Below are 26,371 nucleotides of genomic sequence, written 5' to 3'. Positions count from 1 at the left end.
AGGTTGCGGTGCGAGATTCCGGATTCTCGCTTCGCGAGCCCTGGAGTGACGAGACTTACTTCTTCTCGTCGGGATGCCGGTGCACCGGATCGACCCACAGCACCGTCTCCGGCTTCTCCACCGGCTCGATATCGAGATTGATCGCGACCGCCTCGCCGTCGCTGCGGACCAGCACACATTCGAGCACTTCGTCCGGGCTGGCGTTGATCTCCTGGTGCGGCACATAGGGCGGCACGAAGATGAAATCGCCGGGGCCGGCTTCCGCGGTGAACTGCAGATGCTCGCCCCAGCGCATCCGGGCCTTGCCCTTCACGACATAGATGATGCTTTCGAGATGGCCGTGATGGTGCGCGCCGGTCTTGGCGTCGGGCTTGATGGTCACGGTACCGGCCCACAGCTTCTGCGCGCCGACGCGGGCGAAGTTGATCGCGGCCTTGCGGTCCATGCCCGCCGTCGACGGCACGTTGGGATCGAGCTGGTTGCCGGGAATGACGCGAACACCGTCGTGCTTCCAGCGTTCGTCGTGGTCGTGAGAGTGGGGGTGATCGTGGGTGCCGCTCATCTCTGCTGCCTTCAAAAGACTGTCGCGGCAACGCTACAGAAGATCGTGGCCATAGGCCAGACGAAACAGACGCTCTACTCGCGTCTGCCTGTCATGCCCGGGATGAGCCCGGGCATGACAGAGCGATTTGGACGTTTACTTCACGGCCAGCAATTCGACGTCGAACATCAGCGTCGCATTCGGCGGGATCACGCCGCCGGCGCCGCGCGCGCCATAGCCCAGATTGGGCGGGATGATGAGGGTGCGCTTGCCGCCGACCTTCATCGTGGCGACGCCCTCGTCCCACCCGGTGATCACCTTGCGCTGGCCGATCGGAAATTCGAACGGCTCGTTGCGATCCACCGACGAGTCGAATTTCTTGCCCTTCTGGCCGTTCTCGTAGAGCCAGCCGGTGTAATGCATGACGCAGATCTGGCCGGGTTTCGGCGAAGCGCCGGTGCCGACCACGCTGTCGATGATTTGCAATCCTGAAGGTGTCGTCACGGTTTTTCCTGCTGCTTGGGCCGATGCCATCTTCGACATGGCCGGAACGGAGATCGCGGCCGTGGCGGCCGCGATGGTCTTGACGATGGTGCGTCGAGTGAAGTTCATGTTACCACCTTTCGGATTGGCGCCCAGCATCAATAGCCGAGCGCGCAGCCGTCCTTGCGCGGATCGGAACCGCCGGTCAGCGTGGCCTTGTCCCAATCGATCCAGATCGCCTGCCCGCCACCGAGCGGAGGAACCACTCTGGTGGTCTTGTGCCCGATCTTCTTCAGGCCCTCGACGATCGCGGCCGGCACGCTGTCCTCGAGCTGATAGACGCCCTCGTAGTGCAGGCCGCGCGGCATATCGATCGCTTCCTGCACGTCGCAGCCATAGTCGAGGATGTTGGTCAGCACATGGGTCTGACCGACCGGCTGGTACTGCCCGCCCATCACGCCAAACGGCATGATCGCGCGGCCGTTCTTCGTCACGAGGCTCGGGATGATCGTATGCAGCGGCCGCTTGCCTGGCGCAATGCAGTTCGGATGCCCCGGCTGGATGCGGAAGCCGCCGGCGCGGTTCTGCAGCAGGATGCCGGTGTTGTTGGACACGATCGCCGAGCCGAAGGAATGCGCGATCGAATTGATGAAGGAGCAGACGTTGCGGTCCTTGTCGACCACTGTGATGTAGACCGTGGACGGATTCATCGGCGGCGCGACGTTGGGCAGCTCGAGCAGCCGGTCCATCCGGATGTTCTTGATGTATTCGTCGGCGAATTCCTTGGCCAGGATGCCGGCGACGTCGACATGCGCGTGGCGGGGATCGCCGATGTGCTGCTCGCGCATCATGTAGGCGATGCGCGCGGCCTCTGCCTCCAGATGGAAGCGCTCGACACTGAGCGCGGGGAATTTTGTCAGATCGAAACGCGAGAGGATGTTGAGCATCACCAGCATCGTGATGCCCGGACCGTTCGGCGGGCACTGCCAGACATCGTAGCCCTTGTAGATGGTGCCGATCGGCGCGGTGACCTCGGTCGAATGGTCAGCAAAATCGTCCAGCGTGTGCAGGCCGCCGATGCTGCGCAGCGTCCTGACCATGTCCTCGGCGATCTCACCGGTGTAGAAAGCCTTCGGGCCATCCTTCGCGATCGCGCGCAGCGTCTTGCCGAGCTCGGGCTGGCGGATCACGTCGCCGGCGACCGCGGGCTTGCCGTGCGGCAGCAGATAGCGCTCGGTGTTGGTGCCGTTCTTCAGCTTCTCGAACTGGTTCTTCCAATCGAAGGCGATGCGGGGCGCGACGACATAGCCCTCTTCCGCGGCCTTGATCGCCGGCTGCAGCAGCTTGTCGAGGCCGAACTTGCCGTGATCGTTCAGGATCGTCTGCCAGGCGTCGACGGCGCCGGGAATGCTCACCGCATGCGCCGAGGTGAGCGGCACCGAATGGATCTTGCGCTCCAGATACCAATCGGCGGTGGCGGCCATCGGCGCGCGGCCCGAACCGTTATAGGCCGTGATTTTGCCCTCGCCTCTCGGCTGCACCAGCGCAAAGCAGTCCCCGCCGATGCCGGTCGACTGGGGCTCGATCACCGCAAGCAGCGCTGATGCGGCGATCGCCGCATCCACCGCCGTGCCGCCCTCGCGCATCACGTCGATCGCCGCCAGCGCGGCCTCCGGGTGCGAGGTCGCCACCATTCCGTTGAGGGAGTGGACGGTGGAGCGGCCGGCGAAATGGAAGTTTCTCATTAAAGGTAGCTCACTTGGTTGTTCTGCATGGAAGTTCCCGGCGGGGCGGGAGCTACATGACATATTCATGCCGTTCTCGGCAATGGCTGGCATGCCAAGGCTGCGTTGCGCAGCGAAATCCGCCCCGACAAAGGGTTTTCGCTCGGCGACCCGCCTGATAAACCCTCGCCATGCAGCTGAAAGTCGCCGCCCTGTACCAGTTCGCCAGCCTGCCAGATTACCGGGAGCTGCGCGATCCTCTACATGCAATCTGTGCGGGTCTCGGATTGAAAGGCAGCATCCTGCTGGCGAGCGAGGGCGTCAATGGCACGATCGCAGGACGCACCGGGGCGATCGACGCCTTTGTCGGGGAACTGCGGCACGGCGCGCTGTTCGGCGGCCGGCTCGACAGGCTCGAGCTGAAATTCTCGGAAGCCTCCGCAATGCCGTTCCAGCGGCTGAAGGTGCGGCTGAAGAAGGAGATCGTCACGCTCGGGGATGCCTCCGTCGATCCGACGCGGCAGGTCGGGATCTATGTCGATCCGGCCGAGTGGAATGCGCTGATCGCCGATCCTGACACGCTTGTGATCGACACCCGCAATGCCTTCGAGGTCGCCATGGGTACGTTCGAGGGCGCGCTCGATCCCGGCATCAAGAATTTCGGACAGTTCAAGGATTTTGCCGCGCGCGAGCTCGATCCCGCCAGGCACAAGAAGATCGCGATGTTCTGCACCGGCGGCATCCGCTGCGAGAAGGCGAGCAGCTTTTTGCTCTCGCGCGGGTTCGGCGAGGTCTACCACCTGAAGGGCGGCATCCTCAAATATCTGGAGGAGATGCCGAAGCAAGACAGCCGCTGGCGCGGCGAATGTTTCGTGTTCGACGAACGGGTCGCGCTCGGCCACGGTTTGCGCGAGCGCGGCAACGGAGCGGCGCATGACTGACGCGAAGACGACTGATGCCAAGGCGCTTGCCGAGCGCATCGATGCGCTGGAGACGCGGATCGCTTATCAGGACGATACGCTGGAGACGCTGAACGAGACCATCACCGCGCAATGGAAGCAGATCGATGCGCTGACGCGGCAGATGGAGGAATTGCGCGAGCGGCTGCAGGAGGCCGAAAGCAATACGGCCGCCCCGATCAACGAGCGGCCGCCGCATTATTGAACATTGTTGGATGCCGTCGTCCCGGCCTTGAGCCGGGACTCATAACCACTGACGTTCGAAGAAGGCTCAGAACGCCGTTCCGAGCGTAGCACTAATCCTGTGGTTATGGGTCCTCGCCTTCGCGAGGACGGCAGCGGTTAGCGGAACACCGCCTTCACCTTTTCCCAGAGCGACTGGTCTTCGCGCTCGCCGTCGTGCTTTGTCGGCGAGGGCTGGGCCGCGCTCACGGGATCGGAGGCCGGGAAGGTGTGCTCCAGGCCAGCCTCGAGCTTCTCGTGCGTCTCGCGGTCGGCGGCGAGCGCCTCGCGCGGGTCATCGGCATGCTTGTCATGCGGCGCCGGATTGAATTTCTCAGCCATATGCTCCCTCCATTTGCGCCCAATCAACGCACTGTGCTCTCCGGCAGTTCCAGATCTGCCTTGGCCGGGCGCGCCGCGCCGTGTATCAGAAGCGTCAAAATGTCAGCCGTTTCAGCAGGAACCTTTCTTGTCCCAAGAATCCCGAGATTCCTCCAAGCCGCTTCTTGATGTGCTTGCCGGCAAGCGCCAGCCGGTCCCGCCGATCTGGATGATGCGACAGGCCGGCCGCTATCTGCCGGAATACCGCGAACTGCGCACCAAGGCCGGCAGCTTCCTCGATCTGTGCTTCACGCCGGACTATGCCGCCGAAGTCACGCTGCAGCCGATCCGCCGCTTCAACTTCGATGCGGCCATCATCTTCTCCGACATCCTCGTCATTCCCTATGCGCTCGGCCGCTCGGTGCGGTTCGAGGCCGGCGAAGGTCCGCGGCTCGATCCGCTCGATACGCCCGAGAAAGTGAACACGCTTGCCGCGGATGCGGACTTCACAAAGCTCGAGCCGGTCTATGAAGCGCTGCGCCGCGTGCGGCGCGAGCTCGACGACAAAATCGCGCTGATCGGATTCTGCGGCGCGCCGTGGACGGTCGCGACCTATATGGTCGCAGGCCAGGGCACGCCCGACCAGGCGCCGGCGCGGATGATGGCCTATCGGCACCCGCAATCGTTCGCCGCCATTATCGATACGCTGGTGGAGAATTCGATCCACTATCTCGTCGGCCAGTTGAAAGCGGGCGCCGACTGCCTGCAGCTGTTCGACACCTGGGCCGGCGTGTTGCCGCCGCGCGAATTCGAACGCTGGTCGATCGAGCCCGCGCGCCGCATCGTCGAGGGCGTGCGCAAACAGGTGCCGGGCGCCAAGATCATCGGCTTCCCCCGTGGCGCAGCCGGCATGCTTCCCGCCTATGTGGAAGCAACCGGCGTCAACGCCGTCAGCATCGACTGGACCGCGGAGCCAGCGATGATCCGCGAGCGCGTGCAGAGCCGAGTCGCGATACAGGGCAATCTCGATCCGCTCGCGTTGATCACCGGTGGCGAGGCGCTCGATCGCGCGATCGACGATGTGCTCGAGACCTACGGCAAGGGCCGGCTGATCTTCAATCTCGGCCACGGCATCCAGCCGGAGACGCCGATCGCCCATGTCGAGCAGATGGTAAAGCGGGTGCGGGCGTATCGGGGTTGACGGTTCCACACTCCGTCATGCCCCGCGAAGGCGGGGCATCCAGTAACCACCAGCGCCCGTTAAACTAAGGCCGGCGTTTACTGGATCATCCGCCTTCGCGGATGATGACAGCGGTGTTTGCAGGCGCGGCAGCCCGTAGATTACCGCGCATCCTCCAAAATCATATCGGATGCCTTCTCCGCGATCATGATCGTCGGCGCGTTGGTGTTGCCCGACATCAGGTCGGGCATGATCGAGGCATCGACCACGCGCAAGCCTTCGATGCCGCGCACCTTGAGGCGCTGGTCGACGACGGCCAGCGCATCGTTGCCCATGCGGCAGGTCGAGGTCGGGTGATAGACCGTTGAGCCAGTGCGGCGGCAGAAATCGAGCAGGTCCTCATCGCTGACTGTCTTCGGACCTGGCTCGACCTCCCCCGCGCAATAGGCCTTCAGCGCCGGTGCCGCCAGGATCTTGCGCAGGATGCGGAGCCCGTCGATGAAGGCGCGGCGATCGGTTTCGGTCGAAAGATAATTGATGCGGATTTCCGGCGGCACCGACGGGTCCGCGCTCCTGATGCGAAGCGAGCCGCGGCTTTCCGGGCGGAGCTGGCAGACCGAGGCGGTGAAGCCCGAGAAGGTGTGCAGGTTCTCGCCCATCTTGTCGGTCGAGAACGGGATGAAGTGGATCTGGATGTCCGGCGTCGCCAGTCGCGGATCGGTCTTGAAGAATGCGCCCGAGGTGCCTGCGGCGATCGTCAGCGGTCCGCGCCGCAAGGCCGCATAATGCGCACCCGCCCAGATGCGGCGCAGCGGATGATTGACGACGTCGTTGAGCGTGACACGCTGCAGGCAGCGCGTGATCAGCCGCACCTGCAGATGATCCTGCAGATCATTGCCGACACCGGGCTGGTCGAGCACGATCTCGATGCCATGCTTCTTCAACAATTCCGCCGGACCGACGCCGGAGAGCTGCAGCAGTTGCGGTGAGTTGTAAGCGCCGCTGGAGACCAGTATCTCGCGCCGCGCACGCGCCGTGCGGACACGTCCCTCCTGCTTGAATTCGACGGCGCGCGCACGGCGGCCCTCGAAGACGATGCGCTGCGCCAGCGCCGAGGTCTCGACATGCAGATTGCCGCGCTTCATCGCCGGGCGCAGATAGGAGAATGCGCTGGAGGCGCGGCGGCCGCGCCGCGTCGTGGTCTGGAAGAAGCCGGCGCCTTCCTGCTTCGCACCATTGAAATCGGGATTGGTGGGAATGCCGACCTCGGCGGCCGCCTTCACGAAGGCTTCTGACAGCGCATCGTGATGCCGCCAATCGGAGACTGGCAGCGGACCACCCGTGCCGTGATAATTGTTCGCGCCGCGCTGCTGGTCTTCCGCTCGCTTGAAATACGGCAGCACGTCGTCATAGCCCCAGCCGGCATTGCCGCGCTGGCGCCAGCGATCATAATCCTCGTGCTGGCCGCGCACATAGAGGAGACCGTTGATCGAACTCGAACCGCCCAGCACTTTTCCGCGGGGCTGAAAGACCTGCCGCCCGTGCAGTTCCGGCTCGGGCTCGGTCTGGTACATCCAGTTGACGGTTTTTTCCTTGAACAGCTTTCCATAGCCGAGCGGCACATGGATCCAGATGTTGGTGTCCTTGGGCCCAGCCTCGAGCAGCAGAACCGAGCTCTTGCCGTCGGCGCTCAAGCGATTGGCGAGCACGCAACCGGCGGAACCGGCGCCCACGACAACGTAATCAAATTCCAAACTGTCGCTGTTATTGTTCATTTGTTTCCCCCAATATTTTTCTGTGGTCGTACAGACAAAGCTACAATTTGAAAAGACTTATGGCCATGCGCCTGGGCCCGAGGGCCCTGACTTCCACGCTCAATTGGCGGCTCCGCCGGCCGCGCCACCCGATCGCCGCCAAGCGCATTTGTATCGATTTGTTAGCGATGCATCCGGGCAAGGTCATCACAACGTGTTGTTGCGATGTCCGCCCGGCCCATAGTTCATAGTTTGTCAAAGCTTTGCGGCGAGGTTCCGCCATCGGCGCCCGCCTTGGGGCCAAGCCTGCAGGGCGAGGGATGCGGACGTATCTGGGCTCATATTTCTCGAAGCTGTTCGCCGGCGATCTCACCGCATTCGGCGGACCAGCAACGGACGAGACAGTCGCCGGCTACATCCGCTCCGAGCAGGTGTCGCTTGTGCTCGGCCATGCGGTCGGTTTCATGCTGGCCAATGCATGCAACGCGATCATACTTGCGATCGCGCTCTGGCGCTCGGCGGACTGGCTTGATGCCACCATCTGGACCGCGGCCGTGGCCGGCGGCACAGCATGGCTCGGATGGCAGTCACGCACGTCGCAACGAATCGCCAAGCCGCAGTTCGTCTCCCGCCGCACCATGTATCGATTGGTGCTGAACGCATTCATGCTGGGCTCCGCGTGGGCAATCGTTCCGGTGGCGTTCTTTGCCAACGCGTCCAACGGCGGCCAACTTGTGATTACCTGTCTTTGCGCCGGAATGCTTGCCGGCGGCGCGCTCGCCTTTTCCACCATCCCGATCGCCGCCATCGCCTTTACCGCGCCGATCTTTCTCGGCTGCACGATCTGCCTGTACAGGATAGGCGATTTGGCCTACCTGCTGGTCGCAATCCTGCTCGCGAGCTATGGCTTCGTACTGTTGCGCGCCGTGTTCGTCAATTCCTTCGAATTCACGCGGCGCATCATCACCCAGCTCGAAGCTGAGCGGACCGTGCGGCGGGATCCGCTGACGGGCCTGCCCAACCGTATTGCCTTCAACGAAACCCTGGAGGCTGCGCTTAACCGGCTGGCACGCACCGGCGAGGAGTTTACCATCCTGCTGCTCGATCTCGACCGCTTCAAGGAAGTGAACGACAAGTTCGGCCATCCTGCCGGCGACGAATTTCTGGTGCAGGCGGCTGCACGATTGCAGCGCTGCACTCGCGCGACCGAGAATGTTGCGCGCATCGGTGGCGACGAGTTCGCGCTGATCATGACCAATCTGACCAGGCCGAAAGAGGCCTTCGAGATCGCCGAGTGTTTCGTTGCCTCCTTCGACGATCCGTTCGTGATCGATGGGCGCGAAGCGGTCGGGGCGACCAGCGTCGGCATCGTGCTGGCGCCGCGCGACGGCAACACGCCCCATGACCTCATGAAACATGTCGACATCGCGCTGTATCGCGCCAAGAAGGCGGGACCCGGCACGATCTGCTTCTTCGAACCCGGCGACGACAAGTCGGCGCGCGATCGCCTGGCGTTGCGACGGGATCTGGAAGGGGCGATCGAGCGGGACGAGTTGTTCCTGGTCTATCAGCCATTCATCGAGATCGGGGAAGAACGCATCACCGGGTTCGAAGCGCTGCTGCGCTGGCAGCATCCCGAGCGTGGGCTGGTGTCGCCCAGCGACTTCATTCCGATCGCGGAAGAGACCGGGCTGATCCACCAGATCGGCGAATGGGTGGTCCTCCGCGCCTGTTTGACGCTTGCGGAATGGCCCGACGACATCCGTGTGGCCGTGAATTTCTCTGCGGTGCAATTCAACAATGCCGGCATCCTGCAGACGATCGTGCAGGCGCTTACGCAAGCCGGCGTGCGCCCCGATCGGCTCGAGATCGAGATCACGGAATCGATGCTGATCGCAAAATATGGATCAGCCTTGTCGATCCTGAACTCGCTGCTGGATTTGGGGGTGACGGTTGCGCTCGATGATTTCGGCACCGGCTTCTCGTCGCTGACGTATTTGCGCAAACTGCCCTTCAGCCGCATCAAGATCGACCAGTCTTTCATTCGTGACATGCTGGTACAGCCCGACTGCGCCGCGATCGTCAAATCCGTGATCGGGCTCGCGCAGGAGCTGCGCATCGGCGTGGTGGCGGAAGGCGTGGAGACAGCCGACCAGCTTGAATATCTGCGCCAAACGAATTGCGACGAAGCCCAAGGCTATTTCATCGGCCGGCCGGTTCCGGCCGAACAGATTCCCGCGCTTCTTGGCGAGAAGCCGCGCTCGACCCACGCCGCCTAGTTGGACTCTGCGCCGTTCCCGCTTGCTCCGGCCACATAAGTCCGGTCAGCCTGTCCACCGTGATGACGCAGCAGACCTTCGGCGTACGCTGCTCAGTGTTTCAAAGCAGTCAGATTTTTCGCGACTGCGAAATGGCATCCGCAATACCAGGGCTAGCTACCTCGACGTCGCGAGGCGCATGGTCGCATCGTGGAACTCGACATCACAAAAAATCGATTTTCGATTGACGGCAGTGATCGAGCTCGTCAATCTCCGCCGCCATGGACGAGATCCGGTTGAGTTTTCGTGAGGGATTTGGCGAGGAACGGCCGCGAAGCCTGACTTCGGCGGTGCAGGAGCGGCTGCGCGCGGACATTCTTGCGACCCGGCTGTTGCCCGGCCAGAAGCTCCACATCGCAGGTCTGGCAAAGCAGTTTTCCGTCAGCCTTGCCGCGGTGCGCGAGGCGCTGTCGCGGCTGGTGGCGGATGGATTGGTGCAGGCCTCCGACCAGCGCGGCTTTCGCGTCAGCCCGGTCTCGCTGGCCGATCTCGCCGACGTCACGCAGACACGGATCGATATCGAGGGATTGGCGCTACGGCGTTCGATCGAGCGCGGCGACGCGGCCTGGCTCGCGGCCGTCGAGGCCGCCTGGGAGGCCCTCAGGGCGGTTCCCTACCGCTATCCCGATCAGCCGGGCGTGCACTATGAGGAATGGGTGGTGCGCCACCGCGTCTTTCATCGCGCGCTCGTCAATGCTTGCGGCTCGCGATGGCTGCTCGGCTTTCGCGACGAATTGCACGAGCAGAGCGAGCGCTATCGCCGGCTGTCGATCCGGCGCGAGGTCGGCAAGCCGCGCGATGTCGAAGCCGAGCATGCCGCGATCGTCGAAGCCGTGCGCAGGCGCGACGCGGACGCCGCCGTCATCGCATTGTCCAAGCATTTCACGATAACCATGGAATTCGTCGAGCTCGCCGCGCCCCGGATCTCGGAGGTGAACGGCACGAACTGAAGGCCGGGAACAGTTCCCGAAAAACAAACAGCCATCCTGGAGGAAATAGAACCATGCCCATTTCCCGCCGCCATGCTTTGGCGTCGCTCGTCGCCGTCACCGTGCTCGCCGCGCCCTTCGCCGCGTCTGCGGCCGAGACGATCCGTGTCGGATTGCCGACCAAGACCTATTGGCCGACGACGATTGCCGAGACCGCCGTGCGGCAAAAACTGTTCGAGAAGGAAGGCATCAACGCCGAACTGACTGTCTATCGGGGTGGGGCCGAGACCTTCGAGGCGATGGCGGCGGGTGCCGCCGACATCATCCTCGATCCGCCCTCGCTGGTATCAGCCGGGCGCAAGAAAGGCGTGATGTCCAAGATCGTCGCCAACGCGGCGATGGGCGCCTTCGGCTGGCAGTTGATGGTCCCGGTAAAGTCGACGCTCGACGTCAAGGATCTGAACGGCAAGAAGGTCGCGATCACCTCGGCCGGCTCCGGCTCCGACCTGCTCGCGCTGTGGACCATCCAGGATCGCAAGATCGATTTCACCCGTGTGCCGGTCGGCGGCGGCGGATTGGTGCCGAACCTGCTCGCCGGCAATGTCGAGGCTGCCGTGGTGTATTCGCCGCTCAGCTTCCAGATCACGAAATCCGGCGAAGCCCGGCCGATCCTTGATTTCGCCAAGGAAGTGCCGGCCAATCTGAACGGCGGCTGGATCGTGCTCGACAAGTATGCGGACTCCAAGCCGGAGGTTGTGCAGAAGGCGTTGAACGCGCTTTACGGTGCGCTTCAATTCATGCGGGCCAACCGCGACGTGACGGTCAAGCTCATCGCCGAACTCTATGACATGCCGCCCGAGATCGCGGCGCTGGAATATGAGAATACGATCATGAAGCTCGAAACCAGCGGCGACATGAGTGCGCCCAATATCCCCGGCGCCGTGCAGAAGTCGCTTGATCTCGCCAAGCTCGGCGGGCTGAAGGATATCGTGCCGGTGGAAGAGGTGATCTCCACCAAGTTCAAGCCGGTGCCGACGAAGTTCTGAGATGCAAGGCACGCTTGCCATAAAGCTGGCGCGGATCGCGATCGTGGTCGCGATCTTTGCGCTGTGGGAATTGTTGTCGCGCGCCGGCATCATCAATCCCCGGCTGCTGCCGTCGGCATCCGACACGCTGGTGACGCTCGGCGATCTCCTGCAGCGCGCCGCCGTGCGCAAGGATCTGATGGTGACGGCGAGCGAAGTGCTGGCAGCTTTCGCGCTCGCCGTCCCCTTCGGCGCGCTGATCGGATTCCTGATCGCGGAAAACCGCTACTTTGCGGAAGTGGCAAAGCCGCTATTGTTCTTCGCCTTCAGCATCCCGAAATCGATCTTCCTGCCGATGTTCATCCTGGTGTTCGGCGTCGGCTTTTCGCAGAAGGTCGGGTTCGGCTTCTTCTCGACCATCTTCATCGTGATCATGTCGACCACGACGGCGGTGGAGTCGGTGAAGGTGGAGCATTTGACGGTCGCCCGCTCCTATGGCGCAACGCCGGCGCAGACCGCGTTCCGGGTCTATCTGCCGAGCATGCTGCCGGTGCTGCTGGAGGCGTTGCGGATCTCCATGATCTTCAACCTCACCGGCGTGATCCTCGCCGAGATGTACGCCTCGCGCGACGGCATCGGCCACCAGATCGCGACCTGGGGCGAGAACTTCCAGATGAAGCAATTGCTGGCAGGCGTGGTGATGGTCGCGGCCATCGCGATGACCTTCAACGAACTGATCAGATGGGTGGAAACGCGATGCAGCCATTGGCGAACGTAACACCGCTAAAGCCTCCGCCTCGCGCCGGCGCGATCGAGGTCAAGAATGTCGGCCAGGTCTTCAAGACCTCGACGCAGGACGTGGTCGCGCTCGACAGCGTTTCGCTCGAGATCAAGCCGGGTCGTTTCGTCGTGCTGGTCGGCCCGAGCGGCTGCGGCAAGTCGACTCTTCTGATGATGATGGCGGGCCTGCGCCAGCAGACCACTGGCACCATCACCATCAATGGCGCGCCGATCCCCAAGCCCGACCCGGACCGCGTCGGCGTGGTGTTCCAGGAAGCAAGCCTGTTCCCCTGGCTCACCGCTGAGGAGAATGTCGAGTTTCCACTGGCGTTGCGCGGCGTGGCGAGAGCTGAGCGCCGCACCAAGGCGCAGGAGGCGCTTAAGCTGGTCGGGCTCGACGGTTTCGGCAAGCGTCATCCGCATGAATTGTCCGGCGGCATGAAACAGCGCGTCTCGATCGCGCGCGGCCTGGTGCAGGATCCGCCGGTGCTGTTGATGGACGAGCCGTTCGCCGCGCTCGACGAGCAGACACGGATGACGATGGGCGACGAATTGCTGCGCATCTGGTCGGCGACCGGCAAGACCGTCGTGTTCGTCACCCACAGCCTGACCGAGGCGGTCTACCTCGCCGACGAAGTGATCGTGATGTCGGCCCGGCCCGGCCGCATCGTCGACCATCTGCAGGTGCCGCTGCCGCGGCCGCGCACCTACGAGATGCTGAGCGGCGATGCCTTCGGCACGCTGCGCGACCGCATCTGGCGGCATATCCGCAAATCCGCGTGAGGCAAGAAGCCCATGAGGCAAGGATGAGCGCGAAGACGCTGCGACATCTGATCGTGATCGGCCTGATCGCGCTGTGGGAAATCCTGCCGCGTACCGGCCTCATTCCGGAACTGTTCCTGCCGTCGCTGTCCTCGACGCTGAGGGCCGGATGGAACGAGGCGCCGGAATACGGTCACGCGCTGGCGGTGACGCTGTATGAGGTCGCGATCTCGATGGCGTTCGCCTGCGGCGGCGGCATCCTGCTCGGCGCCATCGTCGGCAGCCTGCCGAAACCGCGCGTGCTGATCATGCCGATGGTCTCGAGCCTCTATGCGGTGCCGCTCGTGATCCTCTATCCCGTATTCACGGTGTGGCTCGGCATCGGCACGGAATCCAAGATCGCTTTCGCCTCGATCTACGGCTTCCTGCCGACGATGCTCGCCACCGCAGCCGGGATCCAGACCATCGACCCGCAGCTCATACTTGCCGCGCGCAGCATGGGCGCAACGATGAGCCAGCGCCTCGTCCGCGTCATCATTCCCGCCGCGATCCCGACCGTGCTGTCGGGCCTGCGCGTCGGCGGCGCGCTGGTCATCGTCGGCGTGGTGGTGTCGGAGATGCTGATCTCGTCCGCTGGCATCGGCTATCTGATCTCGCGTTACCGCACCATCCTGGACAGCCCGCATGTCTTTGCCGGCGTGCTGCTGGTGCTGTTCATGGCGATGGCCTTCAACGCCGCGATCAAGTGGATCGAACGCAAGGCCGCGATCTGGCAGACCGGCACCCGCGCCGGCCAAACCGCCGCCGACGACATCGGGTCCGGCGCCGTGCAGCCGGCGACGTAAGGAATGCCAGCGTGTTCGACCTGACATTGAGTTTCGACAATGGCCCCGAGCCGGAGGTCACGCCGCGCGTGCTCGACATCCTGCGCGAGCGCGATATCAAGACGACATTCTTCGTGATCGGCGAGAAGCTCGGCGATCCCGCGCGACGCAGCCTTGCGGCCCGCGCCCATGACGACGGCCACTGGATCGGCAACCACACCTTCACCCACAGCATTCCGCTCGGCGTGCAGCCTGATGCGAATACGGCGGAGAACGAGATCGGCCGCACGCAGGCCGCGATCGGCGCCCTCGCCCATCCGCAGCGCTGGTTCCGGCCGTTCGGCGGCGGCGGCAATCTCGACAACCGGCTGCTCAAGCCATCCGTGGTCGATTACCTCACCCGCAACAAGCATAGTTGCGTGCTCTGGAATGCGATCCCGCGCGACTGGGACGATCCGGAAGGCTGGGTCGAGCGCGCGCTCGATCAATGCCGTTCGCAGCCCTGGACGTTGATGGTGGTGCACGACCTGCCGACCGGCGCGATGGACCATCTCGAAGATTTCCTCGATCGCGCGGAGGCGCTCGGTGCCCGCTTCCGCCAGGACTTTCCGCCCGACTGCGTCCCGATCCGCGCGGGCGAGATCGTGTTGCCTCTCGACGCCTACGTTTCCTCCATCGAAGAAAGAGTCAAATCATGAAGATCGCAAGTTTCAAGGCGGCCAATGTCGCAAGCTACGGCATCGTCACCGACGCCGGCGTGATCGACGCCGGCAAGCGGCTGAAGGACTTTCCCACGCTGAAGGCGCTGCTTGCGAAAGGTTCGCTCGACGAGCTGAAGAAGCTGCAGGGCGAGCGCGCGGATTACGCGCTCAAGGATGTCGAACTGCTGCCGACCGTACCGGATCCCGACAAGATCCTTTGCATCGGCGTCAACTACGCCACGCATCTCGCCGAGAGCGGCCATCCGACCCCGCCGCATCCCATGATCTTCACCCGCTTCGCCAACAGCCAGGTCGGCGCCGGCCAGCCCATGATCCGGCCGCTGGAGTCCGAGCGTTTCGACTATGAAGGCGAGATGGCCGTCATCATCGGCAAGGCCGGCCGGCGGATTTCGCGCGAGGCCGCGCTCGGGCATGTGGCGGGCTATGCTTGCTACAATGACGGCAGCATCCGCGACTGGCAGCGCCACACCTCGCAATTCGCCCCGGGCAAGAATTTCGTCGGCACCGGTGCCTTCGGCCCGTGGATGGTGACGACGGACGAAATCCCCGACATCAGCAAGCAGAGCATCGCCACCCGCCTCAACGGCGTCGAGGTGCAGGCCGCGCCGATCTCGGACCTCGTGTTCGACGTTCCTGCCCTGATCGCCTATTGCTCCACCTTCACCGAGCTTGCACCGGGCGACGTCATCGTCACGGGCACCACCGGCGGCGTCGGCGCTTATCGCAATCCTCCGCTCTGGATGAAGGAAGGCGACGTGGTCGAGGTCGAGATTTCCGGCGTCGGCGTCTTGCGCAATCCCGTGAAGGACGAAGTCGCCGCCGCGGCAACGCGCGCAGCCTGAAGCCAAGAACAACAAGGAGAAATTCCGTGAACCTCCCGACGCACCTTTTGCCGACCACCGTGGTCGGCAGCTACCCGCAGCCGGAATGGCTGGTCGATCGAGCCATGCTGTCGAAGGTCGTGCCGCGCACGCGCCTGCACGCGATGTGGCGGCTGCCGGCCGAGCACCTGGAAGAGGCGCAGGACGACGCGACCATCGTCGCCATCAGAGACATGGAACGCGCCGGCATCGATATCCTGACCGATGGCGAGATCCGCCGCGAAAGCTATTCCAACCGCTTCGCGACCGCGCTCGAAGGCATCGATGACGAAAAGCCCGCCATCATCACCGCCCGCACCGGCAGTACGCCGACGCCAGTGCCGCGCGTGGTCGGCCCGGTGAAGCGCACGCGCGCCGTCGAGCTGCATGACATGCAGTTCCTACGAGAGAACACCGACCGCGCGGCCAAGATCACCCTGCCCGGCCCGTTCACCATGAGCCAGCAGGCCAAGAACGAATTCTACAAGGACGACGAGGAACTCGCGATGGCGTTCGCCGAAGCCGTCAACGCCGAGGCGCTCGAGCTGCAGAAGGCCGGCGCCGACGTGATCCAGCTCGACGAGCCCTGGGTTCGCAACAATCCGGACCTCGCCAAGCGCTATGCCGTGAAGGCGATCAACCGCGCCCTTCAAGGCATCACGGTGCCGACCGTCGTCCATCTCTGCTTCGGCTATGCGGCGGTCGTGCCGGGCTCGAACAAGCCCGCCGGCTATTCCTTCCTCGGCGAGCTGAACGACACCACGGCGGACCAGATCTCGATCGAGGCCGCGCAGCCGAAGCTCGATCTCGGCGTGCTCAAGGAGCTGTCGTCGAAGAAAATCATGCTTGGTGTGCTCGACCTCGGCAATCCCGAGATCGAGTCCGTCGAGACGGTCGCCGGACGCATCCGCAATGGCCTGAAGCAGGTGCCTGCCGAACGCCTCGTGGTCGCACCCGACTGCGGCATGAAATACATGCCGCGCCACGTCGCATTCGGAAAGCTGAAGGCGATGTGCGACGCCGCCGCGCTGGTGCGGCAAGAGATCGGCGGTTAGCTCGAATTGCATCCGCAGTGGATGCTGTGCTCCCTCTCCCGCTTGCTTGCGGGGGAGGGCTGGGGTGGGGGTATCTCCGCGATTGACACTCTTTGAGTGGAGAGAGCCCTCACCCGGCGCTCACGCGCCGACCTCTCCCGCAAGCGGGAGAGGTGAAACCAACCCGCGGCGGCTTCTACGACTGCGACGCCGAGCGCGTGACTGCGGCCTGCGGCGGGCGGTCGTTGAGCCGGACCACGACGACGATACGCTTGATCTCGCCGTTGCGGTAGGCCTTCAGGAAATGGTCGTAGTTCTTGATCGAGACGCAGCCGTTGGAATCGCCGTTCGGGCCGAGCATGTAGGGGTGGGCAAGGAGGCCGGCGCGGCCGAACGTGTCCGTGCCATCGACCGGGGTCATGCGCAGCGCCGGCACGCCGTGAAACAGCTTCTCGCGCGGCTTCATCTCGTAGATGCCGGGCGGCGTCGCGCCGGCGTTGCGGGCAGTCACCCGGGAAGGATCATCCATCAGGCTGCCAAGCCCCGAATGCGCCTCCAGCTTGGTGCCATCGGGCATGTAAACGACCCGCCCCGTGATGTCGTAGACGGCGGTGGTGCTGTCATAGCCCAGCGTCGTCAGGCTCGGCCCGGTGCCGGGAAGAATTCCGCCATTCGGCTCGAGGGACGCCAGTTGAACCCGCCCCGGCACCCAGTCGGTGATCTTCTGCCAAATGGAGCGTTCCTCCACCTGCGCGACGGGTGCCGGCGCGGGGGGCGGATCGTTCTTTGCCAGCAGGCTGGCCTCGACCGGACGGGACCGCGGCAGTGGAATCGCGGCGACCGTGGGAGATTGCGACGGGCTGGGCGAGCTGGATTCTTCGGGCTCGTCAATCTGGCTATCACGCAGCTGCTCGCCCAGCGAACCCTGGATATGGGCGAATTCCGCGTTGAAATCAGTCCGCCCGCGAAGCACCGGTCGCGAGGGGTAGTAGATGAAGGCGGAATCGAGCGTGGAGCGCGCGCCGAACCGATCGTTGAAGGAAATCGCTGCGGTCGTGTTCGCCAAGGCCGAACTCCGCAGCAAATCCAAGGGGTTGATCTCTGCGATCCAGGCGGCAAGGGCAGACGCCAACGCAAACGAGGCGACACAAAACGTCGCCTTGCCCACCCATCGAGCGCCACCCCGCGGGCGCTCGCCTGCAGTTGTCCCACTATGACCCATCTAACCCCGTTCGGCGTATCGGAGCCTCTGACGGGCCCCGGATTGGATTCACCGAATTGACTTAGGGATATCACGGAACAAGACTTGGGCACAATCGAGACCAAATCCCCGGTCACCCCCTAAAAGTGATACCGGAAAGGCCTCTGCAAGCCTCGGTTTAGGGAGCCAGATACCGCAGCAGCTCCGGGTCATCCCTGACGTCGGCGGCCGGGCCCTGGAGCGCGACGCGGCCGCGGTCGAGGACATAGGCGTAATCCGCCACCCGCAGCGCAAGGTCGAGATGCTGCTCGACGATGACGACCGCGATGTCCTTTGCCAGCTCGATCAGCCGCTCGGTGATCTCCTCGATCACGCCGATCCAGACGCCCTCGGTCGGCTCATCCAACAGCAGCAGCTTCGGGTCGCCGAGCATCGCGCGGCCGATCGCCAGCATCTTGCGCTCACCGCCCGACAGCGTCCCGGCAGGCTGGTCGAGTCGCTGGGCCAGCTTCGGGAAGATCGCCAGCACGCGGTCGATGGCGGCGGTGTCGCGATTATAGAGTGCGCCGACCGCGAGATTGTCGCGCACCGACAATCGCGCGAACACCGAATGCTCCTGCGGCACATAACCGATGCCGAGCCGCACGCGCTCCTCGGTCGGGCGGCGGCCGATATCCTTGCCATCGAACTTGAGCTCGCCCCTGGACAGGCCGAGTTCGCCGACGATGGTCTTCATCAGCGTGGTCTTGCCGGCGCCGTTGCGGCCGAGCACGGCGACGCCGCCGCGCCAGGGAATGCCGATATTGACGTCGAACAGGACCTGGCTGCGGCCATAGCCGGCGTCGAGATTGATGATATCGAGGAACTGGCTGTCAGGCACGGCGCAGATAGATCTCCTGTACGTCCGGGCTCGCCTGGATCTCGGCCACCGTGCCGCTCTCCAGCACGCGGCCCTGGTCGAGCACGGTGAGCCGATCGCAGATGTCGCGGATGAAATCGAGGTCGTGCTCGACGATCACGAGCGAGCAATGCGACTTGATCGGCTGCAACAATTCGCCGGTGACCCGCCGCTCCTCCAGGCTCATGCCGCCGGTCGGCTCGTCGAGCAGCAACAGCCGCGGCTTGCCGGCCAGCGCCATCGCGATCTCCAGCCATTGCTGTTGGCCATGCGACAGCGTCGCCGCCGCATCATGGGCACGATCGGCGAGCCGGAATTGCGTGAGCATCGCCATCACCTGATCGTGCAGTATCCCGCGGGTACGCGACAGCACGAGATCGAGCAGCGAGCATTGCGCCTGCAGCGCGAGCAGGATGTTGTCGTAAAGCGTCAGCGACGGCAGCACGCTGGTGATCTGGAATTTCAGGCTCATGCCGGCGCGGGCGCGCTCGGTCGGCGACAGCGTGGTGATGTCGCTGCCCGCAAAGTGCACGGTGCCTTCGGTCGGCGTTTCGGCGCCGGCGACGCATTTCATCAGCGTGCTCTTCCCCGAGCCGTTCGGACCGATCAGGCCATGAAACTCGTTCTCGGAGACCGTCAGCCCGGCGCCGTCAAGCGCGGTCAGCTTGCCGAACACCTTCTTGATGCCGGTGGCTTCAAGGAGCGGCATGGCTGCTCCCCTTTGCTTTTCCGCCAAAGCTGCCGACGCGCTCGCGTTCGCCGAGCACGAAGCTGATCAGGCCGAGCGGACGGAACAGGATCACCAGCAGCAGCAACACGCCGAGGATGATCGGCCAGATGTCCCGGTAATTGTCCGACAGCCAGAAGCTGACGCCCTCGATGATCACGGTGCCGATGACGGCGCCGATCAGCGTGCCCGATCCGCCGAACAGGACATAGAGCACCACTTGCGTCGAGATCACGACGCCCAGCATGTTGGGCCAGACGAAACCCTCGTGAAACGCATATAGCCCACCGGCAAGGCCCGCGATGGCGCCGCCGACGGCAAACACGATCGCCTTCAGATGCTGCGCCTTGTAGCCGAAGAAGGCGATACGCTGCTCGTTCTCGCGCAGACCCGCGAGCGCAAGACCGAATTGCGAGCGCACCAGGAAGCGGCACAGGAGATAGACGACCAGCAGAATGCCGAGCACGAGGTAGTAGTAGACCGGGCCTTCCGTAATATCGGTGCTGCCGAGCGACATCGGCGGGATCGACGGAATGCCGTTCTGCCCGCCGAGATAGTACCAGCCGCGCGCCAGCCGATCGGCGGCATAGGATCCGGTGAGCGTGCCGAGCGCGACGAAGATCATGCTCGACGGATTCTTGCCGAGCAACAGGAAGCCGCCGAGCAGGAGCGAGAATATCAACCCGATCAGCATCGCCGCCGGCAGCACCAGAAAGATCGAGGTAACGTTGAGATCGCGTGCCAGCAGCGCCACGCCGTAGCCAGCCGAGCCGAAGAACAGGGCCTGGCCAAAGCTCATGATGCCGGCATAACCCCAGACGAGGTCGAACGACAGCGCGAACAGCGCGAGGATGATGACGCGAGTGGCGAAGACGGTCAGGTAATCCTGCAGCACCAGCGGCAGGAACACCGCGACCAGCAGCGCCAGGATTTCCACGATCGGCAGGACCCTGCGCGGCGTCGCGGCCTGTGACGCCGGCGCGGCGGCCGCGCCGCGTTCAGCCTTTGAGATGTCCGGCTGTTCGTCGATCCCCCGACGAACAGCCTGCTCGGTTGCGCCCATTCCTGACTCAGCATTCCTTGGGGTCGACGAGCCCGCTGCTGCGGGCCACGATATCGTACACGCCGCCCTTGGCGACAGCGGTGTACATGTTCATCTTGCAGTGCCGCTTGCCCGGCACCATCTCGGCGGGACCGCCCGGCCCTTCCGCGATCTTGGCGTGATCGAGCGCAGCCGCGACGGAATCGCGATCGATCTTGCCGGCCTCCTTCACGGCGGCTGCCCACAGCTTCAACCCGCGATAGGTGCCGGTCGCCGCGCTGCCGGCAGCGAACAGGAAATTGCCCGGGAAGTCCTTCTCATAGGTCGCCTGGATCTTGGCGCTGATCGGATCGTCCTTGGTCAGCACCTTGAAATAGTCGAGGCAGCTCGCAAGGCCCTCGATCTCGTTGGCCTGGTTGATGTTGAGCGTGTTCTCGTCATAGTAGACGCAGGACAGCCGGCCGCCATTCTTCAGGAAGCCAGCTTCATAGAGCTGCTTGAAGAAGGGACCGACGCCGGGCGGAATCACCGTGTTGAAGACGACGTCGACCTTGTTGGAGATGATGCGGTTGACGGTGGCGCTGAAATCGACCTGATCGAGCGGGTAATATTCCTCGAAGATCACCTCGCCGCCATTGGCCTCGATCACTTTGCGCGCATAGACGTTCAGCGTGTGCGGCCAGACATAGTTGGCGCTCGGCAGCGCGAAGCGCTTGCCGCCGTTCTTGATCAGCCAGGGGATGAACTCGTCGCATTGCTGCGCCGGCGTGGGCCCGGTGCAGAACAGATAGGGTGTACACTCCTTGCCCTCATAGAGCTGCGGATAGATGTAGAGCGTCTTGCCGCGGGCGACGATCGGGTCCTTGATTGCGTTGCGCATCGAGCTCGTGATGCCGCCGAGCACGAGATCCACCTTGTCGCGCTGGATCAGTTTGCGGACGTTGCCGACCGCGACCGATTCATTCGATGCGGTATCTTCGATGAAGAGCTCGATCGGACGGCCGAGCAGGCCGCCGGCATCGTTGATCTCCTTGACCACCATCTTGGCGGTGTTGGCGTCGGCATTGCCGGCATAGGCGATCGGCCCCGTCAGGTCGGTGGCGATGCCAACCTTGATCGGGCCTTCGGCCGCATTGGCCCATTCGGGACGGATCACCCAGCTTCCCACGCCGGTCGCGATCGCGGTGGAGGCAAAGGCAAAGTTTTGCAGGAACCGACGCCGGCTCAATTTCAAATGATCGCTGAGCATGAGACTAAACCCCTTTTCCCGAAAGCAGGCCTTGCGGCCGGAATTTGATGAAGACGATGGCAAGCACAAAGACGAGGATGTCGGCGATCACGGGCGCCATCACCCATGGCAATGCCGCGCTCAGCGTGCCGATCACGGCCGCGCCTGCCACCGGGCCAATGAACGAACCGACACCGCCGACCATGACCGCGACAAAGCCCTGGATCAGGAAGCGGATGCCGAGATCGGCGAACAGGCTGAACACGGGAACCAGCAGCGCCCCGGCCAGCCCTGCAAGCGCCGCGCCAAAAGCAAACGTGGTGCCGTACATCGCGGCGGTGGAAATGCCGGACGCCCGCGCCAGCGCCGGATTCTCCAGCGTGGCCCGTACCCGCAGGCCGAAAGTGGTGCGCGACAGCAGGAGATAGCACCCGATCATCACCAGGACCGTCACCACGATGATGGTGAAGCGCCATGCCGAGATGTGGACGGTGCCGAGATCGATCGAGCCGCCGATCGGCTCCGGCACCGAGAGATAGAGCCCGCCGATCAGACCGCGGACGCATTCGCGGATGATCAGGCCGAGCGCATAGGTGCCGAGCATCGCGACGATCGGGGCTGCGTAGAAGCGCCTGATGATCAGCGCCTCGAGCACGAAGCCGAGCGCACCGACCAGGAACGGCGCGGCCGCCATGCCGACCCAGACCGGGATGCCGTGGCTATAGGCGAGATAGGTGATGTAGGCACCCAGCAGGACGAACTCGCCCTGCGCAAAATTGAAGATGCCCATCATGCTGGCGATGATCCCGAGCCCCAGCACGACCAGGACGATGATCGCGCCGAAGCTCAGGATTTCGAAAGCGGCGACGAATGCACTACCCATGCATCGCGATCCGGCCGAAGTGCAACGATAGCTCCCTCACATCTTCTTCCAGTCGCCGGACTGCTCGAAGGCATGTGCGGCGCGGTAGATGGTGGATTCCTCGAAGTGGCGGCCGACCAGCATCAGCCCGACCGGTAGGCCATCAACCATGCCGCACGGCAGCGACATCGCCGGATGATGGGAGATGTCGAACGGCGCGGTGTTGGAGATCATCTCGAATGCGCGCGCGACATATTCCTCGCGGCTGACATTCGCAGGCGGCAGCGCCGTCGCCTTCATCGGTGTGGTCGGCAACAGCAAGAGGTCATAGTCCTTGAACATCGCGTCATAGGCGGCCGTCAGCCGGCGCGAAATATTGACTGCCTTGCCGTAATAGCGTGGGCCGAAGGTGTTGCTGACGTAGGTGCCGAACATCAGCAGCATTTTCGTGGTCTCGGAGAGCGAATCCGCCTGGCGCCGCCAGCCGCGGTGGAAATCCATCAGCGAGGTCGAATAGAGGTCGGAACGGCTCAGGCCATAGCCGTCGCCGTACATCATGGTCTGCGTCATGCCCTCGGTTCCGATCGGCATCCAGATCGCGGGACCGAGCAGATGCATCGGAATGGAGATGTCGCTGATGGATGCGCCGAGGTCCTTGAAGCGCTTCGCCGCCTCGCGAACGCTTTCGTTCACCGCGGGCTCCGCTCCGGCCTGCTCAAACCCTTCCTTGAGCACGCCGATCTTGAGCCCCTTCACGCCCTGGCCGAGCGCCTTGGTATATTCATCGACCTTCGGCGCCTTGATGCGAGGATCGTAGCCGTCGTCGCCGGCGAGCACCTCGAGCAGTAGCGCATTGTCCTCCACCGTCGCCGTCATCGGCCCGGTGTGATCGACGAAGATCTCGATCGGCATCACGCCCGTATAGGGCACGAGCCCCCAGGTCGGCTTCATGCCATAGGTGCCGCAGAACGAGGACGGCATGCGGATCGAGCCGCCCTGGTCGCCGCCCATCGCCATGTCGACTTCACCGAGCGCCACCACGACACCGCTGCCCGACGACGAGCCGCCGGCCGAATAGCCCATCTTGTACGGATTATGTACCGGCCCGGTCGAATTGGTGTGGCTGCCGCCGGAGATGCAGAAGGATTCACAGTGCGTCTTGCCGACGATCTCGCCGCCGGCATCCAGTATGCGCGTGACGACCGTCGCGTCGAAATCCGGGACATAACCTTCGAGCGTCGCCGAACCGTTCATCATGGGCACGCCGGCCAGCATGATATTGTCCTTCAGCGCGACCTTCTTGCCCTTCAGCTTGCCGCTGTCTGCGCCCTTCACCGTCGCCTTGCGGTACCAGGCGTTGCGCGGATTCTCCTCCGGGCTCGGCCGGTAGCCAGGCGTGCGCGGATATTTCACAGGCGGCACCTCGTCGGGCATCGCGGCGACGAGGTTGTAGGCGTCGACCGAGCTTTGCATCAGCCCGCGGAACGAAGCGACGTCTTCGTCGGAAAGCGCGAGGCCGCATTGCGCGGCGACCGCGCGAAGTTGCGTTGGGGTCGGAAGCACGACGGACAAGACACTCTCCCTGGAAGCTTGATGTTGCGCGCGACTGCGAAATGCATGCGAAGAGCATGCGGGTCCCACCCGAAGCCGCGGGCAGTATTACAGACGGAAATATTTTCCTTTTCAAGGATTATTTTAGACGGCTGCGCGCGGACGCAAGTTCTCTGGTGCGTCAGATCGTCTTGATCAGTCTGAAGTCGAGGCCGTCGGCTTCGGCGAGATACATCGGCATCTCGGCGCGGCCGTTGCGAATGGTCACCGGCCCGCGCGCGCCGCTATAGACGATGTTGCGACCCGCGGTGAGCAGCGGCTTGAACGCGAGCGAGCCCGCGCGCTCGGCCGCGGCCTGCAGGAAGCGCAGGCCCTCGTAGTTGGATTGCGCAACCGAACCGATTGGCGGCGCCGTGGGTCCGAAGGTAGCGTGATATTGGCTGAGGAAGTCGTCGTTGGCGCGCGAGCCGACGCCGATGAAGTAGCCGGAAGCGCAGAACAGGTTCTCGGTGTTGTTGGCGCCGATGCCGAGCAACACGGTCTCATCCATTGCGCCGGCCAGCCTGAGCGTCGTTGCCGCAAGGCCGCTCTCGGCAAAGGCGCGGTTGAAAGTGATGCTGTCGGTGCCGATCAGCGAGATCAGCACGACATCCGGACGCGCGGCACGGATACGGGCGAGATGAGCGGAATGATTGTCCTCGCCGACGGGGACGAACTCCTCGCCGACCACCTGCCCGCCGGACTCAGCGATATATTTCTTCACCGCGCGATGCGATTGCCACGGCCAGACATAGTCGCTGCCGATCAGATACCAGCGCGAGGCCTTCTTGACGTCGGCGAGCCAGTGGATCGCCGGTCGGCTCTGCCAACGCGGCGTCTCGCCGATCGCCATCACGCCCGGCGTGCGCTCGCCGCCTTCATAGACCGGCGTGTAGATATAGGGCACCCGGCCACCGGTGACCTTGCGCAACGCGACGCGGACCGCGCTGATATGCGAGCCCATGATCACGTCGACCTCGTCGAAGGCGACCGCCTCCGAGGCGCGGCGCACGACATCCTCGATCGGGCCGCCGGCATCCAGCATGGTCAATTCGATTTCGCGGCCCAGAATGCCGCCGCGGCGATTGATCTCGGAGACCGCGAGCAACACCGCGTTGGTCGTAGCCGGCCCCCAGATTCCCGGCGAACCGGAGAAGGTGAGGAAGTTCGCGACCCTCAACTTGTTGTGGGCGCCGCCGCGCTTGCTGGAGCCGACGTCAGCGGGGTGCCAGGACGGATCGGTGGTCGGCGCCGACAGGCCTCTGAACACGAAGGGCGGCATGGGGGCGCCGCCGCTGTTGACGCTGACTGTTGAGAGCACGCCCACTCCTGTCCGACACTTCGCCCATCTTTTGTTCAAACATGATCTTCGCGCAAACGCTCCGCGTTTGTCGCGAGGAAAACCGGTACCCATCTTTCCCGATCATGCTTCGAGCGCGACGCTTCGCTGCGCCCGCCGCCGGTTTCCACCCGTTCGACAAATATCCTAGGCGAAAATATTGAAACTTCAACAATTGCCATGCATATAGAACGGGCAATCAGCGCCGTTCATTCGCTCATCAGGGTCAAAACAAAGTCTTCAATCGTGGCCAAACCGCCAAGCCAAAATACCCCTCTCACGGAACATCTTGCTTACCTGCTCGCGCAAGCCAACCGGGAAATCAACCGGCAGCTCGAATCGCGGCTGGCCAAGGAGGGTGTGCCGGTCGAGCAGTGGCGAATCCTGAAGGTTCTCTTCGATGGCAACGGACGTTCGATGGGCGAGCTCGCCGACGCCGTGCTGCTCAACCACCCGACGCTGACCAAGATCGTCGACCGCATGGTGTCCGACGCCCTCGTCTACCGCGTTCAGGACCCCAAGGACCGCCGCAAGGTGCTGATGTTCTGCTCCGAGCGCGGAAAAATCCTGTGCCAGCGATTGAACTCGCTGGCGATGAGCCAGGAAGCGCACATCGTCGAGAACTACGGCAACAAGTCCACCAACGAATTGAAGCGGCTGCTGGAAAGCCTGATCGACAGCGCGAATTGATGCGCGAACTTGTAGAGCCGTAGGGCGGGTTAGTCTTACTGCGTCATGGGTTTTCTTCGTCCCTTTGAAGCAGCGACGCCGCCGCAACAAGGACATCGCGGTAAGGTTTTGATGAGCGCCTGGATCAGGCGCATGCGCATGGTTGCGATCGAGTTTGGGATGTGGCGCTCAGGCCGCGCGGGCGGAGCCTCTGGGTCGATAATTGTCGGGTAAGGGAGGTACCTGGACCGGCGCGGCGGAACGAGGTCGTGAGGGGGGAATCGTCGCCCGTTCGGCGATCAGAAAGCCGTAAGCTGCGATGCACAGGGTTGCGTGATGATGGAAGCCACGCCAACCGCGTCCTTCGTAGTGACCGA

General features: G+C 63.7%; 26 protein-coding genes and 1 pseudogene. 13 read left to right on the top strand and 14 right to left on the bottom strand.

All coding sequences use genetic code 11. The features are described 5' to 3' along the window. Window positions 1-55: 55 nt before the first annotated feature. The 3 genes from K288_RS0128160 to ggt form a co-directional block, all read right to left on the bottom strand. Complete coding sequence (locus K288_RS0128160) at window positions 56-562, bottom strand: cupin domain-containing protein (RefSeq protein WP_027582568.1); 507 nt, start codon at window positions 560-562, stop codon at window positions 56-58. A gap of 135 nt (window positions 563-697) precedes the next feature. Next, window positions 698-1,153, bottom strand: coding sequence for an FKBP-type peptidyl-prolyl cis-trans isomerase (locus K288_RS0128155; RefSeq protein ID WP_027582567.1), 456 nt, complete (start codon window positions 1,151-1,153; stop codon window positions 698-700). A 29-nt stretch (window positions 1,154-1,182) separates the two neighbouring features. Then, the gene (gene ggt / locus K288_RS0128150; protein WP_027582566.1) at window positions 1,183-2,769 is read right to left on the bottom strand and encodes a gamma-glutamyltransferase; all 1,587 of its coding nucleotides are present in this window, start codon (window positions 2,767-2,769) and stop codon (window positions 1,183-1,185) included. Window positions 2,770-2,939: 170 nt separating this feature from the next. Here ggt and K288_RS46785 point away from each other — a divergent pair, with 170 nt between their 5' ends. Continuing rightward, on the top strand, window positions 2,940-3,689 hold the full coding sequence (locus tag K288_RS46785) for a rhodanese-related sulfurtransferase (RefSeq protein WP_043160916.1): 750 nt from the start codon (window positions 2,940-2,942) through the stop codon (window positions 3,687-3,689). Continuing rightward, window positions 3,682-3,912, top strand: a complete 231-nt coding sequence (locus K288_RS0128140) for a SlyX family protein (protein ID WP_027582565.1) — start codon at window positions 3,682-3,684, stop codon at window positions 3,910-3,912. The genes K288_RS46785 and K288_RS0128140 overlap by 8 nt, the downstream gene beginning before the upstream one ends. Window positions 3,913-4,049: 137 nt before the next feature. Here the strand turns inward: K288_RS0128140 and K288_RS0128135 are convergent, their stop codons facing one another. Then, on the bottom strand, window positions 4,050-4,271 hold the full coding sequence (locus K288_RS0128135; protein WP_027582564.1) for a hypothetical protein: 222 nt from the start codon (window positions 4,269-4,271) through the stop codon (window positions 4,050-4,052). Between the two features lie 127 nt (window positions 4,272-4,398). On the opposite strand from K288_RS0128135, the gene hemE reads away from it, so the two are divergent. Then, a complete protein-coding gene (gene hemE, locus K288_RS0128130; protein ID WP_027582563.1) occupies window positions 4,399-5,451 on the top strand; it encodes a uroporphyrinogen decarboxylase in 1,053 nt (350 codons plus the stop codon). A 140-nt stretch (window positions 5,452-5,591) separates the two neighbouring features. Here hemE and K288_RS0128125 read toward each other — a convergent pair whose 3' ends face one another. Next, complete coding sequence (locus K288_RS0128125) at window positions 5,592-7,205, bottom strand: choline dehydrogenase (RefSeq protein ID WP_027582562.1); 1,614 nt, start codon at window positions 7,203-7,205, stop codon at window positions 5,592-5,594. Window positions 7,206-7,504: 299 nt separating this feature from the next. Here K288_RS0128125 and K288_RS0128120 point away from each other — a divergent pair, with 299 nt between their 5' ends. The 9 genes from K288_RS0128120 (at window position 7,505) to K288_RS0128080 (ending at window position 16,459) form a co-directional block, all read left to right on the top strand. Then, a complete protein-coding gene (locus tag K288_RS0128120; RefSeq protein ID WP_027582561.1) occupies window positions 7,505-9,463 on the top strand; it encodes an EAL domain-containing protein in 1,959 nt (652 codons plus the stop codon). Window positions 9,464-9,738: 275 nt separating this feature from the next. Next, the gene (locus K288_RS0128115) at window positions 9,739-10,452 is read left to right on the top strand and encodes a GntR family transcriptional regulator (protein ID WP_244443279.1); all 714 of its coding nucleotides are present in this window, start codon (window positions 9,739-9,741) and stop codon (window positions 10,450-10,452) included. Between the two features lie 53 nt (window positions 10,453-10,505). Continuing rightward, on the top strand, window positions 10,506-11,477 hold the full coding sequence (locus K288_RS0128110; protein WP_027582559.1) for an ABC transporter substrate-binding protein: 972 nt from the start codon (window positions 10,506-10,508) through the stop codon (window positions 11,475-11,477). A 1-nt stretch (window position 11,478) separates the two neighbouring features. Continuing rightward, window positions 11,479-12,234 (top strand): ABC transporter permease, encoded by a 756-nt coding sequence (locus K288_RS0128105; protein ID WP_027582558.1) that lies wholly within the window; start codon window positions 11,479-11,481, stop codon window positions 12,232-12,234. Continuing rightward, window positions 12,213-13,019: an ABC transporter ATP-binding protein gene (locus tag K288_RS0128100; protein ID WP_051334774.1), complete on the top strand. Its 807-nt coding sequence runs from the start codon at window positions 12,213-12,215 to the stop codon at window positions 13,017-13,019. Before K288_RS0128105 ends, K288_RS0128100 begins: the two co-directional genes overlap by 22 nt. A gap of 23 nt (window positions 13,020-13,042) precedes the next feature. Next, the gene (locus tag K288_RS0128095) at window positions 13,043-13,843 is read left to right on the top strand and encodes an ABC transporter permease (protein ID WP_027582556.1); all 801 of its coding nucleotides are present in this window, start codon (window positions 13,043-13,045) and stop codon (window positions 13,841-13,843) included. An 11-nt stretch (window positions 13,844-13,854) separates the two neighbouring features. Further along, entirely contained in the window at window positions 13,855-14,520 is a 666-nt protein-coding gene (locus K288_RS0128090) for a polysaccharide deacetylase family protein (RefSeq protein ID WP_027582555.1), read from the top strand. Then, complete coding sequence (locus tag K288_RS0128085) at window positions 14,517-15,386, top strand: fumarylacetoacetate hydrolase family protein (protein WP_027582554.1); 870 nt, start codon at window positions 14,517-14,519, stop codon at window positions 15,384-15,386. The genes K288_RS0128090 and K288_RS0128085 overlap by 4 nt, the downstream gene beginning before the upstream one ends. 26 nt (window positions 15,387-15,412) lie before the next feature. Next, window positions 15,413-16,459, top strand: coding sequence for a uroporphyrinogen decarboxylase family protein (locus K288_RS0128080; protein WP_027582553.1), 1,047 nt, complete (start codon window positions 15,413-15,415; stop codon window positions 16,457-16,459). A 175-nt stretch (window positions 16,460-16,634) separates the two neighbouring features. Here the strand turns inward: K288_RS0128080 and K288_RS0128075 are convergent, their stop codons facing one another. The 8 genes from K288_RS0128075 to K288_RS0128040 form a co-directional block, all read right to left on the bottom strand. Beyond that, window positions 16,635-17,504 (bottom strand): DUF2778 domain-containing protein, encoded by an 870-nt coding sequence (locus K288_RS0128075; RefSeq protein ID WP_244443278.1) that lies wholly within the window; start codon window positions 17,502-17,504, stop codon window positions 16,635-16,637. 313 nt (window positions 17,505-17,817) lie between these two features. Beyond that, complete coding sequence (locus K288_RS0128070; protein WP_027582551.1) at window positions 17,818-18,519, bottom strand: ABC transporter ATP-binding protein; 702 nt, start codon at window positions 18,517-18,519, stop codon at window positions 17,818-17,820. After that, complete coding sequence (locus tag K288_RS0128065) at window positions 18,512-19,246, bottom strand: ABC transporter ATP-binding protein (RefSeq protein ID WP_027582550.1); 735 nt, start codon at window positions 19,244-19,246, stop codon at window positions 18,512-18,514. The genes K288_RS0128070 and K288_RS0128065 overlap by 8 nt, the downstream gene beginning before the upstream one ends. Beyond that, window positions 19,233-20,327, bottom strand: a complete 1,095-nt coding sequence (locus tag K288_RS0128060) for a branched-chain amino acid ABC transporter permease (RefSeq protein ID WP_027582549.1) — start codon at window positions 20,325-20,327, stop codon at window positions 19,233-19,235. Before K288_RS0128060 ends, K288_RS0128065 begins: the two co-directional genes overlap by 14 nt. A gap of 7 nt (window positions 20,328-20,334) precedes the next feature. Next, window positions 20,335-21,555, bottom strand: coding sequence for a substrate-binding protein (locus tag K288_RS0128055; RefSeq protein WP_027582548.1), 1,221 nt, complete (start codon window positions 21,553-21,555; stop codon window positions 20,335-20,337). Window positions 21,556-21,559: 4 nt separating this feature from the next. After that, complete coding sequence (locus K288_RS0128050; protein ID WP_027582547.1) at window positions 21,560-22,417, bottom strand: branched-chain amino acid ABC transporter permease; 858 nt, start codon at window positions 22,415-22,417, stop codon at window positions 21,560-21,562. Window positions 22,418-22,453: 36 nt separating this feature from the next. Continuing rightward, the gene (locus K288_RS0128045; RefSeq protein WP_027582546.1) at window positions 22,454-23,968 is read right to left on the bottom strand and encodes an amidase; all 1,515 of its coding nucleotides are present in this window, start codon (window positions 23,966-23,968) and stop codon (window positions 22,454-22,456) included. 160 nt (window positions 23,969-24,128) lie between these two features. Beyond that, entirely contained in the window at window positions 24,129-25,307 is a 1,179-nt protein-coding gene (locus K288_RS0128040; protein WP_027582545.1) for a substrate-binding domain-containing protein, read from the bottom strand. Window positions 25,308-25,571: 264 nt separating this feature from the next. Here K288_RS0128040 and K288_RS0128035 point away from each other — a divergent pair, with 264 nt between their 5' ends. Beyond that, the gene (locus tag K288_RS0128035; RefSeq protein WP_027582544.1) at window positions 25,572-26,015 is read left to right on the top strand and encodes a MarR family transcriptional regulator; all 444 of its coding nucleotides are present in this window, start codon (window positions 25,572-25,574) and stop codon (window positions 26,013-26,015) included. A 168-nt stretch (window positions 26,016-26,183) separates the two neighbouring features. On the opposite strand, the pseudogene K288_RS50910 reads toward K288_RS0128035, so the two are convergent. After that, window positions 26,184-26,371 (bottom strand): annotated as a pseudogene (locus tag K288_RS50910) (IS701 family transposase); the annotation flags it as partial.

Origin of the sequence: Bradyrhizobium sp. Ai1a-2 (assembly GCF_000426245.1) — a bacterium.
Taxonomy (GTDB): Bacteria; Pseudomonadota; Alphaproteobacteria; order Rhizobiales; family Xanthobacteraceae; genus Bradyrhizobium.
Note: the sequence above shows the minus strand (reverse complement) of the source record. Positions and strands in the feature narration are given on the sequence as shown.

Coding starts and splice junctions, on each gene's coding strand:
- K288_RS0128135 (WP_027582564.1), bottom strand. CDS start 4,271: ATGGCTGAGAAATTCAATCCGGCGCCGCATGACAAGCATGCCGATGAC.
- K288_RS0128085 (WP_027582554.1), top strand. CDS start 14,517: ATGAAGATCGCAAGTTTCAAGGCGGCCAATGTCGCAAGCTACGGCATC.
- K288_RS0128100 (WP_051334774.1), top strand. CDS start 12,213: ATGCAGCCATTGGCGAACGTAACACCGCTAAAGCCTCCGCCTCGCGCC.
- K288_RS0128160 (WP_027582568.1), bottom strand. CDS start 562: ATGAGCGGCACCCACGATCACCCCCACTCTCACGACCACGACGAACGC.
- K288_RS0128140 (WP_027582565.1), top strand. CDS start 3,682: ATGACTGACGCGAAGACGACTGATGCCAAGGCGCTTGCCGAGCGCATC.
- K288_RS0128060 (WP_027582549.1), bottom strand. CDS start 20,327: ATGGGCGCAACCGAGCAGGCTGTTCGTCGGGGGATCGACGAACAGCCG.
- K288_RS0128110 (WP_027582559.1), top strand. CDS start 10,506: ATGCCCATTTCCCGCCGCCATGCTTTGGCGTCGCTCGTCGCCGTCACC.
- ggt (WP_027582566.1), bottom strand. CDS start 2,769: ATGAGAAACTTCCATTTCGCCGGCCGCTCCACCGTCCACTCCCTCAAC.
- K288_RS0128055 (WP_027582548.1), bottom strand. CDS start 21,555: ATGCTCAGCGATCATTTGAAATTGAGCCGGCGTCGGTTCCTGCAAAAC.
- K288_RS0128095 (WP_027582556.1), top strand. CDS start 13,043: ATGAGCGCGAAGACGCTGCGACATCTGATCGTGATCGGCCTGATCGCG.
- K288_RS0128105 (WP_027582558.1), top strand. CDS start 11,479: ATGCAAGGCACGCTTGCCATAAAGCTGGCGCGGATCGCGATCGTGGTC.
- K288_RS46785 (WP_043160916.1), top strand. CDS start 2,940: ATGCAGCTGAAAGTCGCCGCCCTGTACCAGTTCGCCAGCCTGCCAGAT.
- K288_RS0128120 (WP_027582561.1), top strand. CDS start 7,505: ATGCGGACGTATCTGGGCTCATATTTCTCGAAGCTGTTCGCCGGCGAT.
- K288_RS0128155 (WP_027582567.1), bottom strand. CDS start 1,153: ATGAACTTCACTCGACGCACCATCGTCAAGACCATCGCGGCCGCCACG.
- K288_RS0128125 (WP_027582562.1), bottom strand. CDS start 7,205: ATGAACAATAACAGCGACAGTTTGGAATTTGATTACGTTGTCGTGGGC.
- K288_RS0128050 (WP_027582547.1), bottom strand. CDS start 22,417: ATGGGTAGTGCATTCGTCGCCGCTTTCGAAATCCTGAGCTTCGGCGCG.
- K288_RS0128065 (WP_027582550.1), bottom strand. CDS start 19,246: ATGCCGCTCCTTGAAGCCACCGGCATCAAGAAGGTGTTCGGCAAGCTG.